The sequence below is a fragment of the Clostridium saccharobutylicum DSM 13864 genome, from assembly GCF_000473995.1.
In the GTDB taxonomy this organism is placed as follows: Bacteria; Bacillota; Clostridia; order Clostridiales; family Clostridiaceae; genus Clostridium; species Clostridium saccharobutylicum.
The window spans coordinates 2,231,976-2,246,956 of record NC_022571.1 but is presented as its reverse complement, the minus strand read 5'-3'; the positions used below and the strand labels follow the sequence as shown (position 1 = coordinate 2,246,956).

At 27.9% G+C, this 14,981-nt stretch carries 11 protein-coding genes; 3 read left to right on the top strand and 8 right to left on the bottom strand.

The genetic code is table 11. The features are described from left to right. Nucleotides 1-391 precede the first annotated feature (391 nt). The 6 genes from CLSA_RS09630 to CLSA_RS09605 all read right to left on the bottom strand — a co-directional run bounded on the left by CLSA_RS09630 (nucleotide 392) and on the right by CLSA_RS09605 (nucleotide 10,125). Complete coding sequence (locus CLSA_RS09630) at nucleotides 392-1,417, bottom strand: DUF4179 domain-containing protein (protein WP_022745977.1); 1,026 nt, start codon at nucleotides 1,415-1,417, stop codon at nucleotides 392-394. Continuing rightward, nucleotides 1,407-1,934, bottom strand: coding sequence for a sigma-70 family RNA polymerase sigma factor (locus tag CLSA_RS09625; RefSeq protein WP_022745975.1), 528 nt, complete (start codon nucleotides 1,932-1,934; stop codon nucleotides 1,407-1,409). The genes CLSA_RS09630 and CLSA_RS09625 overlap by 11 nt, the downstream gene beginning before the upstream one ends. A 218-nt stretch (nucleotides 1,935-2,152) precedes the next feature. After that, on the bottom strand, nucleotides 2,153-3,178 hold the full coding sequence (locus CLSA_RS09620) for a DUF3658 domain-containing protein (RefSeq protein WP_022745972.1): 1,026 nt from the start codon (nucleotides 3,176-3,178) through the stop codon (nucleotides 2,153-2,155). A 587-nt stretch (nucleotides 3,179-3,765) separates the two neighbouring features. Beyond that, on the bottom strand, nucleotides 3,766-5,271 hold the full coding sequence (locus tag CLSA_RS09615) for a reverse transcriptase family protein (RefSeq protein ID WP_022745969.1): 1,506 nt from the start codon (nucleotides 5,269-5,271) through the stop codon (nucleotides 3,766-3,768). Next, nucleotides 5,268-7,076 carry a hypothetical protein gene (locus CLSA_RS09610; RefSeq protein ID WP_022745966.1) on the bottom strand — a complete coding sequence of 603 codons (1,809 nt, stop codon included), beginning with the start codon at nucleotides 7,074-7,076 and terminating at the stop codon, nucleotides 5,268-5,270. The genes CLSA_RS09615 and CLSA_RS09610 overlap by 4 nt, the downstream gene beginning before the upstream one ends. Nucleotide 7,077: 1 nt before the next feature. Then, nucleotides 7,078-10,125 (bottom strand): hypothetical protein, encoded by a 3,048-nt coding sequence (locus CLSA_RS09605; RefSeq protein ID WP_022745963.1) that lies wholly within the window; start codon nucleotides 10,123-10,125, stop codon nucleotides 7,078-7,080. A 627-nt stretch (nucleotides 10,126-10,752) separates the two neighbouring features. Here CLSA_RS09605 and CLSA_RS09600 point away from each other — a divergent pair. The 3 genes from CLSA_RS09600 (at nucleotide 10,753) to CLSA_RS09590 (ending at nucleotide 12,606) form a co-directional block, all read left to right on the top strand. Then, nucleotides 10,753-11,343 (top strand): DJ-1/PfpI family protein, encoded by a 591-nt coding sequence (locus CLSA_RS09600; protein WP_022745960.1) that lies wholly within the window; start codon nucleotides 10,753-10,755, stop codon nucleotides 11,341-11,343. 58 nt (nucleotides 11,344-11,401) lie between these two features. Then, nucleotides 11,402-11,968, top strand: a complete 567-nt coding sequence (locus CLSA_RS09595) for a DUF3885 domain-containing protein (RefSeq protein WP_022745958.1) — start codon at nucleotides 11,402-11,404, stop codon at nucleotides 11,966-11,968. 134 nt (nucleotides 11,969-12,102) lie between these two features. Then, nucleotides 12,103-12,606, top strand: coding sequence for a hypothetical protein (locus tag CLSA_RS09590; RefSeq protein WP_022745956.1), 504 nt, complete (start codon nucleotides 12,103-12,105; stop codon nucleotides 12,604-12,606). Nucleotides 12,607-12,776: 170 nt separating this feature from the next. On the opposite strand, the gene CLSA_RS09585 is transcribed toward CLSA_RS09590, so the two are convergent. Both CLSA_RS09585 and CLSA_RS09580 read right to left on the bottom strand, forming a co-directional pair. Continuing rightward, nucleotides 12,777-14,147 (bottom strand): MATE family efflux transporter, encoded by a 1,371-nt coding sequence (locus CLSA_RS09585; protein ID WP_022745954.1) that lies wholly within the window; start codon nucleotides 14,145-14,147, stop codon nucleotides 12,777-12,779. A 222-nt stretch (nucleotides 14,148-14,369) separates the two neighbouring features. After that, complete coding sequence (locus CLSA_RS09580) at nucleotides 14,370-14,846, bottom strand: MarR family winged helix-turn-helix transcriptional regulator (protein WP_022745952.1); 477 nt, start codon at nucleotides 14,844-14,846, stop codon at nucleotides 14,370-14,372. Nucleotides 14,847-14,981: the final 135 nt, after the last annotated feature.

The following is a 14,981-nucleotide window of genomic DNA, read 5'->3' as shown; positions in this document are numbered from 1 at the left end:
TTTCTGTTGTGTTTAAATTTGTTGCTGCAAAAGCAGTATTGTCAACTATAGTTAAACTTGTCATAACTAATGTTGCTAAAACAGTAAAAATTACTTTTCTTCTCAACATATTTAATTCCCCTCCTAGTTTACTAAAATTTAGATTAATCGTTTATGGAGTTATACCCTCCAAATTCTAACAGAAAACGATTAACATCATTTCTCTTACATATTACCATATATAAACATTAAATAGTATTATTTATCCCGAAACGTCCAAAATAACGCATAAAAAGCAAATAATAACATCAGTGATTTAATCCCCCACTCTATCTTTGTTCTTATGTTTTTTAATATTTAACCTTAACTATACACTTTAAATTCTAATGATTTTTATTTAGTATCTCTTTATTTATTTTTCAAGTTCTGCTTCTCCCATTGATGGTACAACTAATTTTAATTTATCAAAATCCTCATAAGAGCTTAAAGAAAAATTTGTCGATATTATTGTCTTATTATTTTTTAATTCACTACTATAGCCATTTGATTGATACTCCTTTCCATTTCCATCCACTAACTTAATATCCTTTGGCATAAATTCCTTTTCATTTATACATTCTCCATCTACAGAAAAAGTTATATTAAAAGATGTTGGACTTGACTTAGCTGATATTATTTCTATTTTAGATGTATTATTTACTGCTTTATATTCAACTGCATTAATATCATTGGATTTTCCTCCATTAAGTTTTAAATTCCATATTCCATCGATATCTTTAACCTTTTTATTATTTTTAAAGAATTTAATACTTTCTACTTCTACTACTGCATTTTCTAGCTTAGGTATAGCTCCTTCTTCAGATTCAAGAATTACATCATACTGAACTTCATTATTTTCTAAATCTATTTTAGAATTTCTATCATTTACGTTAGATATATATTGTTTTTTTCCTTTTAATGGCTTTGTATCAGGAATAAATTCTTCTATATACTCACCATCGCCATTTTTTATTCTATAATCTAATGATACCTTGTCTATTCCCTTTAGTATTTTTGAATCATTGAATTTTAACATAATAGATAAACCTATTTTATTACAATCTGCAAAATAGCTATCTAATGTAACCTCTACACCATTATCACAAGCAGAACTACTATTTTCACTGATCCACCCTTCATTTATTGCTTTTTCAACTCCTTTATCATTAAAATCGAAAAATGTTTTTATTCCTGCTCTTACAGATTCATTAGTAACCATTGAACCTAAAATAACAACACAACAAACTGCTGCTGCTATTTTTCCAACTACTCTATTTTTCTTTTTAGGCATGGCTCGTATTCTATCATAAGTGCTATCTAAAGATATTCTAACTACACTAGGTATTTCTTTTTCCTCATTTATAATCTTATTCAATTGCTTTTCAAAATTATCTTCCATATTCATTCCCCCCTTGATTTTTAAAATAACTTTCTCTTAATATTGTTTTTGCCCTAGAAAGCCTAGATTTAATAGTTCCTTCTGGTTCATTTACCAATTTACTTATTTCTTTAGTACTCAATCCCACAACATAATATAAACTCATTGCTAATTTATAGTCTTTATTTAAGCTATTAAGGGCATCTTCTAATTCGATTTTGATAAAATCATTATTGTTAAGTTTTTGTGGTAATATTTCACCTACTAATATTACATTCTTATTTTTATTTAATATGCAGTTACACTTATTTATCAAAATTCTACATATCCAAGTATTAAAGTACGCTTCATTTTTAAGTGTATGTATTTTTTCATAGCCTAGCATTATTGTTTCCTGTAATGCATCTGCGATATCTTGATCATTAGACAACATTCTGCTAGCAACCTTATACAGCACTTGTTCATATTGTTTAATAATGCTTATAAAAGCTTCTCCATCTCCCCGTTTAGCCTTCTTTACTAAATTATTAATTTCCATATATCCCCCACCTTCATTTTGAATATTTAAATATACGTATATCCTTCTTTCACCATATTAGATAAATTAATTATACATTTAGTTGCATTATTTTTAATATTTCTATTAACATTAATAGTGATTATTCTAGAAAAATCTCAAAAAAATAGTAGCCTCCAATTCAATTTGAAAGCCACTATTTTTGAAATTATAATGGTAAAAATTGCTTAAGTGCTACTTTAATTTATTAAATTTTTAACCTGCATTGCAGTTAATCCTGTTTTTTCTGCTATAACTTCTACATCTAAAATATCCATAAGCTTTTTAGCTATATCTATTTTTTCTTCCATTCTTCCCTGTTTTTTAGCTTCATTTATTTTTTCTCTTTCAAATTGCTCTTCAGTTTCTCTATTTTTCCAAAAGGATATTGCTTCTGGATCAGTACTCATATATTCAATTCCTTTTTGTGTGATTTTAATTTCCATCTCCCTCATAATCCCAAATTTCCCCTTGTATTCTAACATTCCCGATTTAGTAAGTTCTCCTATGCGCCAGAAGATGTACTCATCAGAAATTTTCATTTCACTATATGCTATTACTCTTCCAACAGTTCTTGCACTCTTTCTAAATTCATTTTCTGTATGTTTTAATATGCATATATCAAAATAATCTTCACTTAAGCTTTGCACCTTGCCATCCTTAAAAATACGAAGTATTGAGTTATCCTTTTTTAATAAATTCCATTGGCTAACTAAATCATGGTATTCTTGATGCCCAATTTTCCTTTTTATTGGGATAAATTCTTTTAACTTCTCAGTAATAATTTCTGATACTGACTTATATGCATATATAATGTTGTCATTTGCATAAATCTTCTCTGATACATTTACAAAATAAATATTATCTATTTTATCTTTTAATAGCTCTAACGTATTCATCATTCCACACATATCATTACTACATTCGCCATACCATAAATAAATTATGTCTGCATCATTAATGTTTGAAATTTCTTTATAAAATTTCTTGTAAGATCTTTTGAGATAATTAATTTCTTCCGAGTGAATTGTTGCCTCCTCTTTATTAATGATATCCCACCACTCTAATCTCTCATCTAAATTCATGTCATTTCCTATTTTTCCAATAGAAATATCATCAGGAAATACTATAATCTTTTTTCCTTCAAATAATTTTTTCTTTTTAATAGCATGCTTTAAATTTCCCCCTGCTGATTGCGAAAAGCATATATGTATAATATTACTCATATTCTCCTCCTAACAACTTATTCAAAGTATATTATTCTTAATATAAATGTTAACATTATCACTATGTATAAGTTCCCGTAGACAAATCATAAATTTTGACTATCACTTATAGTCATTCTCATAGAAAAAATCTCAAAAAAAATAATAGCACTATCATTGAAAATGGATAGATACTATTTTTTTAACTATCAATAAATTTTTTAAACACTGTATACTAGAAAATAAAAAGTGATTTTTGTATATAAGATAGATTTCTTGCTAACTATTCTCCTATTTGGTTGGGACACTTCAGCGTAGCACCACTACTATCACATAACCGAAGGCTCGGTTTTAAATGTGCATAGTAGTGGTAGCGTAGCGAATTGCGCACAACCTAATGATGTGTATTTGACAAATCTCCACCATGGCGCAACACCACAGCATAAAGGCCAAGAAATCTATCTATAAATTCAATTTTTAATTTACTTAAGTATACGATATTAGTTAAATTTATTCAATATATAATTTAAATTATAATTTAAACTTATGTGGTGACTAACCGAAATAAGGGGAATTCTTTCGGCAAGTCATCACATAACTCTAAGCCACTATGTGTTTATTAAATTCATGCCTGATTCAATAATATTTGCATACCTTTTTTCATTTACACTTCTAATCCATGAGATCATACCACTTATTTCATTTATAGTTTTTTGTGATATTTTTTCTCCACTGTTTTTAAGTTTGTTAGCATTATAAATTGCAGCTCTTAGTGTTTTTATCCATTTCTTTGAAACTCCAATTTCATCATTATTTATAACAACACCTGTTATGGATTGTCTATTATTTTTCCTTAAAAAACGCGTCTTGTTTTTATTTATATTAAAGCCTTCTTCATTTACTATCTTTGAAATGAACCCCATGAATTTTCCAAGATTTAAGGCACTGCCTTCTTCCATAAAACTAAAGCTCATATCATCTGCATATCTTGTATAGACACAATTATATTTAGATGATAATCCACTTAGTCTTTTATCTAATTTTACACATATAATATTTGTAATCATAGGACTTGCTGGTGATCCTTGAGGTAGAATTTTATCTGAAGTTTTAACATATTTTACTTTTCCCTTAACTTCTATTGGCATTCGTTCACAATAAGTACATAACATAGCAAGTAAAGATGAGATATAACCGCTATACCCAAAAGCTTTAAACATTCCTCTTACTCTTTCAAAGGTTATAGTTGGAAAGAAATCTTCAAGATCCATATTAATTAATAATGCAGTATTTTCACCAGAAGCTTTATCTGCAATATGAGATTTTGCTCCTGAAACCACTGATTTTCCTTTTAAAAAGCCATGAGTATAATCCGATACTTGAATCTTTGATAAAATCTCTTCTAAAATTTTTCTTTGGACATTTTTTAGTATTAACTTTGGAGCTGCAATATTACGCTCTCCCCCTTTTTTCTTAGGAATAGTATATCTATTATAGTGGTCAACTAAAACAACATCCCTGTGGTACACTAAAAATCTTAACTTTTTATATTCAATTCCAAGAAAATCTGCTAAAGCTTTATCATCTTTTATTACAGGCAGACCTTGATTTAAAAGCTTCTCTTCGTTATTTTCCTTATCATATAATAAACCTGAATAACCTCTTCCAATAAAAACAATTCTATCAGCTTTTTCTTTTTGCCAAGCTTCATTCTTCTGCTTTTTCTCAAGTTCTCTTTTTTCTTTTCTCTCTTTACGTCTTGCTATGGATTCCTCCATAATAGCTTTAGATACATCTTGTCTTATTTTTTCATAATCCCAAGTTTCATTGTATTTTTTATTAAGATCACGAAGTTTTGCATTTATTTCATCTTTTTCATCATATAAATCAGTAATTGCCTTAATTATCTTTTCATATTCCTTTGTTAAATTCTTTCTTTCTAAATATTGTTCCTTTGTTTCATTTTCCTGCTTTTCATAAGGTGTAGGTAAGTTTTTAGGCCAAAATCCATATTCCTGCATTTTTATTAATGTAAATTCTTTTTTACCTAATTCATCTACTTGTTTTCTATATTCTTGTCTGTTATTTTTTGAATTTTCCTGACTCTCTATCATAATATTTTCTCCATAATATCATTTATTTTGTATTCTTTATCCACTTCTAATTTCAATCTTGTGAACTTTGAAGAAATCAAGTATAAAGCAAGAATATGTTCACAAGGTGCTGAAATATTTCTTGGTCCTTTATTAAACTCTCTACATTTGCATTTCACCTTACAAATTTGGCCATCTTCATCTATTATTAATTCTGTTTCACTTAAATCATGCTCTCTATTATAGTCCTCTGTACCATGATACTTCCAACTTTTATATTTACTATTTGGAATTTTAAAACAATGTTTAAAAATAAATTCATTGCTGCTTGTAAATCTCACAGAGAAGTTATCCATGCTCTCTTTCATATGATCTTTAACACTATATTCCATCTCAGTTGTTTCATATAATTCTTTAGGAATAGGTGTATTACATAGTTTTCTAAACCTTATGGTATCATTTATTGGATCAAAATAACTTTCTCCACGTTTTAAGAGCATACCTATTCCTGATTTACTTACCGCCCTTAAATCATCTTTTAAATTATCATAAATACTCTCCATTGATAAACAGCGTTTTTCTTTCATTAATTCATAAACTTTATCATAGTTACCGTCACCAATAAATCCACCTAAAATATTAAAAGCAGTACCTTTAACCCAGTCGTTTGAAGACCATGATGAAAAACCAATTGTCATCTTCATTGTTCCCATGTCTGCAATTATAAATTGTGGCATTCCAAAACCAAGTAGTCTCACTTTAAAAGATTTTGCTAAAGGAATTATTTTTTCTACAACTAGCCAGCGTCTTCTTCCCCATATTTTTTCTTCTCTATATTTTTCTCCATTATAAACAGCCTTTAGAGTAATCTCACTTCCAAATGGTTCAAATACTATTCTCACTGGCTTTTCAGGCTCTAATATCCACTTCATATATCTTGGACTTTTTTGTGCCTTATGTCTTCTTAAAAATGCACATATATCATAAATATCTACTGGTGATAATTCAATATCCATGCCACCTAAACTTGCTGCAGATGAAACCTGGTTAAAACCTTTAATCCAAGTTTCAGGCAAATCTATTTTCTTTTCCATATGCTCTGGTATTACTCCTGTATCCACTGTAAAGCCTTCTGGATTAACAGATAATTTCACATCATTATAAGTACGGAATCTCTCTATTTCCTTAGCCAATTTAGCAGAAAAATCTATGTTAGTCGTACCTAAAACTGGTTTCTGAAGGAGTTCAAATTCTTCCATATTAATTGATAAACATCCATAAGTAGACTCATCTAAAGAAAAAGCTTCAAAAGAAACCTGATCTGGATGTACTGTGATTACTGGATCTAATACATACCAAAGAGAATAATCCCTATCTCTTATAAACTTCCAAAAATCTCTTTCAAGTTTATAATAATCCTTCCATATATCATGATTATCAATTTCTTTTTTTAAATTGTTTTTAATATCAACCAATTTAGATATTTCCATGCTTTTTTCATCTAATTTATTTAGTAATTCATTCATATCCTTATTTAACTTTTCTCTTACATCTGGCAGATACTTTTCATGTCTTAAAATTTGTCTTTCAATTTCACCATCAAGCCATTCAAAAAACTCTACTCTTTCCTTTTTCTTATTGCTCGTATCTGAAACAACAATTTCACGAAGCATAAGCATTGCATCTCTAAAAATAAGAGGATGCTTTAATTTACCCAAAAAAGATACCTTTTCATCTCTCGAAAGATCTGGACTTAATCCTAGAACTGTGTCTGTGCCTTGGCTTAAACACATTGATGGACTTGCGTAACTATAATCGACTTTCAAATTACACAGCCTCCTTTCTTATAATAGCTAATGTAGTTAATGCACGTTCTAAATCCAAAATTATATTTGAGCTTCCAATATCCAGTAATATATTTTCAACTTCTTCAAGCTTATCCTTATGTTTTATCACAAACTTTGGAATAACTTCATAAAGATTATCTTTACTTTTAGATACTTTATTAGGTAAGAATAATAAAGTCCTCATATAATACATAAAAAGTTCTTTATCTCCATTTCCTAAATTGTTTAATATATCTTTTGTCTTATCCGAAATATAACTTTTAACCTCACTTGAAGTATGTTCCAACATCTGAATTACAAATTCCTTAGGAATTAAATCTTTATAAATTTCATCTAATTTCCTAAGACCAAAAGAATAAACTTTCTTTACAGGTGAATCTATTATGATTCCATGTAATTTCTTTCTCTTTTCTTCATCCATATTTTCAAAAATCTCTTCTGCTTTTTGGTTAAGCAGTGTTATATCAGATTCCAGCATGATAAGTAAAGTTGAAAATCTTTCAGATAACTCTTTACTATTTTCTTCAATATTATTAAATAACATGTTTATCATCTTAGAAGTACCGCTTTCTAAGATACCTGTGATTTCAGAATCTGATGGCAGCTTTTTATTTTGTATTGCTTGTAATAAACTCAAAATTTGCTTAGCCTTTTGAGAAATTAATTTATCTGTTTGCTTTATTGTAATTTTCTTAAGTAAATTCTCTAAATCTTCATAAGAAGCTGAGAAAATCACTTCTTCTATAAATTCTTCAATCCAATTTATCATTTTATCTGTATTTAAAATCTCTACAATCATCCTTGATATTAAATCTGCTCTTTCATCTTCAGACATATCTTGAATTTTTCCTGCTGAAAGTGAAAATGCATCTTTAATTTCCTTAGACACGCCAATATTTGTGCTTATAAATTTATTGCTATTGTTTATAATAGATTGTATAAAATCACAATATTCTCTATTTCCCAAAGCAAGTAATCTTTCCTTAAATAAATCTGTCCATACATCTATATTCTTGAGCATCATTATATCTATTAAATCATGAGATGAAAATTCCCCATTAGTTTCATTCATAAATTCTTTAGCTAAATTTTGAATATCTTCTTTTGGACTGCTCATTAATACAATCATTATTTCAAAATTAAAAGTATTAACAGAATTTAATTTATTGTGAAGTAAATCTTTAAACATATTTGCAAGTGGTTCATAAGATCCTTCTGTTAAGCCGATAAGCTCTTTATAAGACATATTATCTATAAAATTTTGAGTATTTTTAGAATCTTTCAAAATGTAATAACATGCTTTTAATACTGGATTTATCTTTGATTTACTTGCAATCTCCAACACATCTTTTAAATGATTATCCCAAATTTCCTTCTTAAATTCATATCGCCCTTGAAGATTCATTAACTGGTCATTTTCCATCCATATACTTCTAGCTCGCCAATTATCCCATCCAACAGGAGGCTTTTCATTAAAATCATAATATAGATAACTCTTTAAAAATTCATTAAATTGAAAATTTCCTTTAAACTTACACACATAATCATGTTCAGTATAACTTGTTAAAAGTGCCTTCATGGCTTGTACAAATTTTTCTGAATCATTTTCTCCATATGAATCTATAATTTTTCTAACATATCTTTTATAATATTTTAATTCTCTTGTCTTCCCATTTCCTCTAAAATAATAATTAAGTCTTGGTGCATCTAAATAGTAAGCTATTTTTCCAATAACATCTGCAAGACCATAAGCTTCTGATTCCTGTATTGTATTTTTAAATTCAATAGATTTTAATATTACTCCATCGCAATAATCACTTATTTTATAACGCTGAGAACATCTATGCTCTACCCATTTACGCTCACCATAATCATATGTTCCCTGATATTCTCTAAGTAATCCCTGATTTGCATATTTTCTATATGCTGCACCTTCAAGTATTTTTCCTTCTGGAATATCCCTATCATTAATTTTAATAAGATGTAAATCCATATATGGCAATGATTCATATATATGTTTTGCTCTATCCATTCTTGCTTCTTCACATAAAGCTGTGCAGTATATATGAGCACATCTTTTTACACCTTTTACATAGCTTTCTGCACCCCAAGTTATATTGGCTTCTAAAATATTTGCTGCTTCTTTAATCAATATTGGATTTTTTCTCTTTGCAAGCTCTAAAAACAACCCACTTATAAGCTCGGTACTTCCTATCTTCATTAACAAATCAAATATATTTTGAGGAATCTCCATTTCAAGCAGCTCATTTAAAGATTTCTTTCTTATATAAAGATTTTCACTACTTACCATATCGCAAATAGTTTCATAATATTTGTAGCATTCTTCATTTAACTTTAAAATTTCATTAGGATGCTTAACTAACTTAAAATCTTGAAAACTAATATTTTTCTCTTCTATTATTTTTACATAATCCTCATAAGAATCATCTGTAAAATAAGGCAACACAATCTGATCTTCTACATTTAAATTTACAAATTCCTTTACTCTATAATTTTCATCTCTTCTCCAATAAGATTTTAAACCTGTTTTATAATACATCCTAGGAGCAGTATCCATATTTCGCCTGCTATAATATGAAGTATCATTAATAATTTTTACAGTTTGAAAGGCTGGCAAATGTCCTTCTTTTCCTTTAAACAATGCATAGCTTGTATACTTAACATCATCCTCAAGAATATTATTAATACCTTCTCCATTATCATCAAAAGTGTTATCAATAACTTCCGCATTATTTTCGGTGTTCTTAAATTTATGCTCCCCATAAAGAATAAGAAAGCTTGGATTATCTTCATTATCATATCCCCATAAAATTACACTTCTTATTGGATCACAATCCCTTTTCCATATTCTCTTTTTAACTTTACACTTTTTCACTAAATTATTCTTCCTTGGTTCATTTTGCTCAACTTTTGTTTTTGTTTCTTTAGTTTTTTCTTCATTTTGCTCTTTAGCTTTTGATAAAGAGCAAATTGATTTAAAAAAGCCCTTTTCTTTAAAATTTGACATAATAATAAACCACCTTTAGATATAGATATCCAAACTATAAATCATACTTGTGTGGTAAATAACCGAAATCAGAAATATTTTTGTTACGTAGGACTATGAAAATGTCGTTGAAGGTTCTAAGTTATAGGTTGTGCTAACTTTAGCATGTTCCCATTTTCAATGTGACAAGCTAAAGTGAGACAACCTACAACTAAGAAGCCTTACCAACTCATTTTCAAAGGCCTACTACACAAAAAAATTTCCGATTTCTAGTGGGAATATTAACCACAAATAAATTTACTTCTAAAATTGGATATTTATTTGTTATTTATTTCATGTGCTTTATTGCACTTTAACTTATTCCATTTTAATCTCCATTAGTAAATTTTACACTATAATTACATATTATTTCAACAATATTACATTACTATTTTTGTGAGAAGCTATAAATAAACAACTTTTAACTTAAACTTATGTGGTAACTAACCTTAATAAAGGCAATATTATATATGCCTTTATTAAGGTTAATGAATAATAAGTATAATATGTGCTATATTTGTCAAACAATGCTATAATAGTTATTATATACAACATGACATAATGTACAACCTTGAAGTAATAGACTAATAGTAATTTAGATGAGGACATATGAAAGAAATTTTAATATTTATATCAAATGAATATGCTGATTGGGAAATTGGATATATTGGTGCGGAAATAAGGAAAACAAATAAATATAAAATAAGTACTGTTGCAATTAATAAAGAAGTTATTATTTCAATGGGAGGACTAAATGTAAATCCAACTTATTGCATAGATGAAGTTTTAAATAAGAATATTGAAAATTTTCAAATGCTAATATTGTGTGGCGGTGAAAGCTGGAAAAAAGAAAAATATGAAAATCAATCAGTTAAAAAACTTGTTGATATGTTTAAAGAAAATAATAAACCTATATCTACGATATGTGATGCAACTACCTTCTTAGCATTTAATGGATATTTAAATCAAATTGAGCATACAGGTAATTCTGTGGAATACATGATTTCCACTTGTCCAAATTATACTGGAAAAAATAATTATATTGAACAACAATGTGTAAGAACAGATTACTTTATAACTGCAAATGGAACAGCAACATTAGAATTTAGTCGTGAGATTATGAAAAGTTTAGAATTAAAAACTGAAGAAGAAATATATAATTGGTACAAATTTAATAAGAATGGATTCTATTCAGAGTAATATACAATTGTAATTTGAAATTAAGACTATTAATATAATATGAAATGGAGTATATTGAATGGATTTATATATGAATAGTTTAATAAATCAATATTGTAATAAAACTAAAAAATGTGTTGCATTTGAGTTATTACCAGGTGAATGGCCTTATTATGACGTTGATGACATAGAAAATGAAAAGTTGCAATTAAGACAAGAATATGTAGATTCATGTCTTAAATCAGCACAGACGATTTGGAAAAGATGTAATTTTTCAAGCGAATTAATTGTCTTATATGAGGATAAATATAGTTGTAGTCATAAAAAAGAAAAGGAATTTATAGAGAAATGTTTAGAATCGTTAAAATGTCTTGTTTTCCATTTTGAGTGGAATGACGATGAAGAGAAGCTTAACGGAACACGATATATTTGGAATACTGATAGAATAAATAGTAAACGACTCTTTAGAAAAATTATTCTTTCTGATATACGAGAATGTACCGAGTTAGATTGTGCAGTATATATTATAGATAACAAAACAAAAAATGTATTCTTTTTATATGATGACAGAGGTGTTGATGTTTATTCTGATAATGAAGATTTTATACAAAGAATGAAATCATATAACGATTTGTGTCAGTTTTAATAAAAGTATTAAAACTATGCAAATCAGTATATTTTTATTTGTAATTAATTTCACAATAACCATAATCATACTATTAAAGTATTTCTTTTACATATCGATAATTTATTGACATATATTTTATTAGGAGGTTTATTATGAATCTGATAACAAGAAATCCAGTTAATTTCAATAGGTACAAAAATAATAGAAGCTTTGCTAAATTTGCTTTAAGTAGTGCTTCTAATTCAAAAATTACTACTAAAAGTAATACTTCTAGTTTGAAGACCAATACAAAAAACAACACTTCTAATTCAAAAGCAACTACTAAAAGCATTGCTAATACTAAAAATCATGCAGTTAAACTTTCACCTAAAGATGCTAGAAGTAGCGCTTTTATTAAGGTTCTTAATGAAGTTAGTTCGAAAAGTAAATCTGTTAAATACGGTAAGGGGAATATTTCTGCTGGATCAGCATTTATGCTTTCTTATAAAAAGATGACTAATCAGCCATGGTATAGCAATTCATCTTCTGGTTATTTCTCTAATTACTCAGATTTGATTGATAATGTACATAATTTTCATTCAAGTAATAATGGTAGTTCCCTTTCTAAATTCTGCAATGCACTTAAAGAGCGTATAACTCAATATGGAATTAGTTAATGAACATATATAATTTTTGTGGCTATGTTTTCAACACTATGTTAAAGCATAGCCCTTTATTGAGGCATAATCAAAAAAATAATAGACCAGTATACTTGCCTATTTGGGTCATACTGCGTAAGTAAAATCAACTAATAGACCCATCATGAGCTTATTTTACATTCTATTCTCTATCCTCGAATAATTTCCAATTCATTGCTAACACAATTTATTTTTCTTTGTATTTTAAGCGCAAATATGGTAGTAAGTATTGTAGTCATCACATCAACTACAGGTTGTGTAAATATGATTCCATTTAGCCCTAAAATGTTTGGTAAAATGAGAATTGCTGGAATAAAGAAGATACCTTGCCTTGCAATACTTAATATTGTGCCTTTGAATGCTTTTCCTAAAGATAAAAATAATGTTGTGTATATATATTGAAAACCAAATAAAATAAAAGTAACACTGTTTGCTCTTAAAGCATTACTGCCTATTGCAATAACAGATGTATCTTTACTAAAGAAACTTATAATTTGTGTTGAAAAAATGAATAGTATAATTTCAGTTATTGCACAAAAAATTGTAGCCCATTTCAGTGAGATTAAAATAGATTCTCCCAACCTTTTATAATTTCTTGCACCAAAATTAAACCCTGCAACAGGTTCGAATCCTTTTGCATATCCAAATATAATATATGAACCGATAGCTAAAACTCTTGTAACAATTCCCATTGCTGCAACAGTTGAATCACCATAATGGCTTGCTGCAGTGTTCGTAAGCCCCATTGAAGCACTTGATAATATCTGAAAGAGTAAGGTAGGCACTCCAATCTTTAATATTTGAATATATATTATCTTATCTGTAGAAAAATGCTTAATCGAAATATGCAAGTTGCTTTTTCCACTAAATATATACCACACATACATAAAGGTGGTAACTCCTTGTGCAATCACAGTTGCAATTGCTGAACCCTTAATTCCTAAATGAAGGGTATATATAAAAATTGGTTCAAGAATAATATTTAATAAAGCGCCCATCAGCATCGATGTCATGCTGATTTTTGTATTGCCCTCTGATGCAGAAATGTTATTCATTGTTACATTAATAACATTTAATATTGACCCTGGTATATAAATAATTGCAAACTCTCTTGCATAAGGCAAAATCGTTACAGTTGCACCTAAAAAAGTTAACACTTTATCAATAAAACACATTATTAAAACAATAGTTATAAATCCTACAATAATACTAGTAAACAACGCTGTTGAAGCAGTATTATCAGCTTGTTTATTATTCTTTTCACCCAAAAGTCTTGATATATAAGATGCAGAGCCACTTCCAAACGTTAATCCTAATCCAATAATCACTTGTCCTATCGGATATGCAATTGAGACAGCTCCCATTTGACTTGTTCCTAATCCTCCAACAAAAATAGCATCTACAATATTATAAAGCGAAGTCACAAGCATTCCTATAATAATTGGCATTCCGAGCTGAAATAATAATTTTGTAATATTACCTTCACTCATCATTTTTAATTTATTTTCCTTTTTATTCATTGATATAAACCTCCTGTAATTTATCTTAGCAAAAGAGTATAGTATCTATACACTTTTGCTAAAAAAAATATATTTTAAAATTCATCCCAAACAACAAAATTCTGCCATAAAAATTTGTTGCCAAAAATATATCTACTATAGACTTAAGACATATTCAAAAAATAGCATATCCATAACTTTAGACCTGTTATTTATTTTCATATATCTTAAGCAAAAAGACATTTATTCCGTAAGCTTTTCTTCAAAATCTTCAATTTCATCTTTAACTTTATCTAAAAAATTCTTTAGGAATTTAATTTCTTCATTTGACGCCTCTTTTAATATATTATTAATTAATGCATCAAATTTTTTATGCAACTTAACATGATTTGCATCTGCAATTTCACCTTTTGGAGTTAATTTTATAGTAAGCTTTGACTTATTATTCAAATCAGTTTCTTTTATTATAAATCCCTTTTTATCCAGCTTGTTAACAATTTGTGATACAGCGCCTTTTGTTACACCTAATTTGTTTGCCAATCCTGTAATATGAATACCCTCCTCTTCTTTAATTGCTCTTATCATATGTATTTCTGAGCTGAATAAAGGTGTATCAGTACCATAATAACGAGTTTGTTTATCATTCTCGCTAAATTTATAAATTACTGTCAACAAAGAATAACTTATTCTATTTTTTCGTTCATCATTTAAATTCATCATACAAAAAGCATATAGCTGCTATACTCTTTTGTCAAGTAATATATTGAATAATTCACCAAAATTTATAATAAAATATAGCCAACCACAAAAGTGATTGGCTATGTATGAAGAATTATCATTTTAATTTTTTTATTT

Excerpts from the sequence above, each read along its gene's own strand:
- CLSA_RS09630 (WP_022745977.1), bottom strand. The coding sequence starts at position 1,417 with ATGGAAGATAATTTTGAAAAGCAATTGAATAAGATTATAAATGAGGAA.
- CLSA_RS09625 (WP_022745975.1), bottom strand. The coding sequence starts at position 1,934 with ATGGAAATTAATAATTTAGTAAAGAAGGCTAAACGGGGAGATGGAGAA.
- CLSA_RS09620 (WP_022745972.1), bottom strand. The coding sequence starts at position 3,178 with ATGAGTAATATTATACATATATGCTTTTCGCAATCAGCAGGGGGAAAT.
- CLSA_RS09615 (WP_022745969.1), bottom strand. The coding sequence starts at position 5,271 with ATGATAGAGAGTCAGGAAAATTCAAAAAATAACAGACAAGAATATAGA.
- CLSA_RS09605 (WP_022745963.1), bottom strand. The coding sequence starts at position 10,125 with ATGTCAAATTTTAAAGAAAAGGGCTTTTTTAAATCAATTTGCTCTTTA.
- CLSA_RS09600 (WP_022745960.1), top strand. The coding sequence starts at position 10,753 with ATGAAAGAAATTTTAATATTTATATCAAATGAATATGCTGATTGGGAA.
- CLSA_RS09595 (WP_022745958.1), top strand. The coding sequence starts at position 11,402 with ATGGATTTATATATGAATAGTTTAATAAATCAATATTGTAATAAAACT.
- CLSA_RS09590 (WP_022745956.1), top strand. The coding sequence starts at position 12,103 with ATGAATCTGATAACAAGAAATCCAGTTAATTTCAATAGGTACAAAAAT.
- CLSA_RS09585 (WP_022745954.1), bottom strand. The coding sequence starts at position 14,147 with ATGAATAAAAAGGAAAATAAATTAAAAATGATGAGTGAAGGTAATATT.
- CLSA_RS09580 (WP_022745952.1), bottom strand. The coding sequence starts at position 14,846 with ATGATGAATTTAAATGATGAACGAAAAAATAGAATAAGTTATTCTTTG.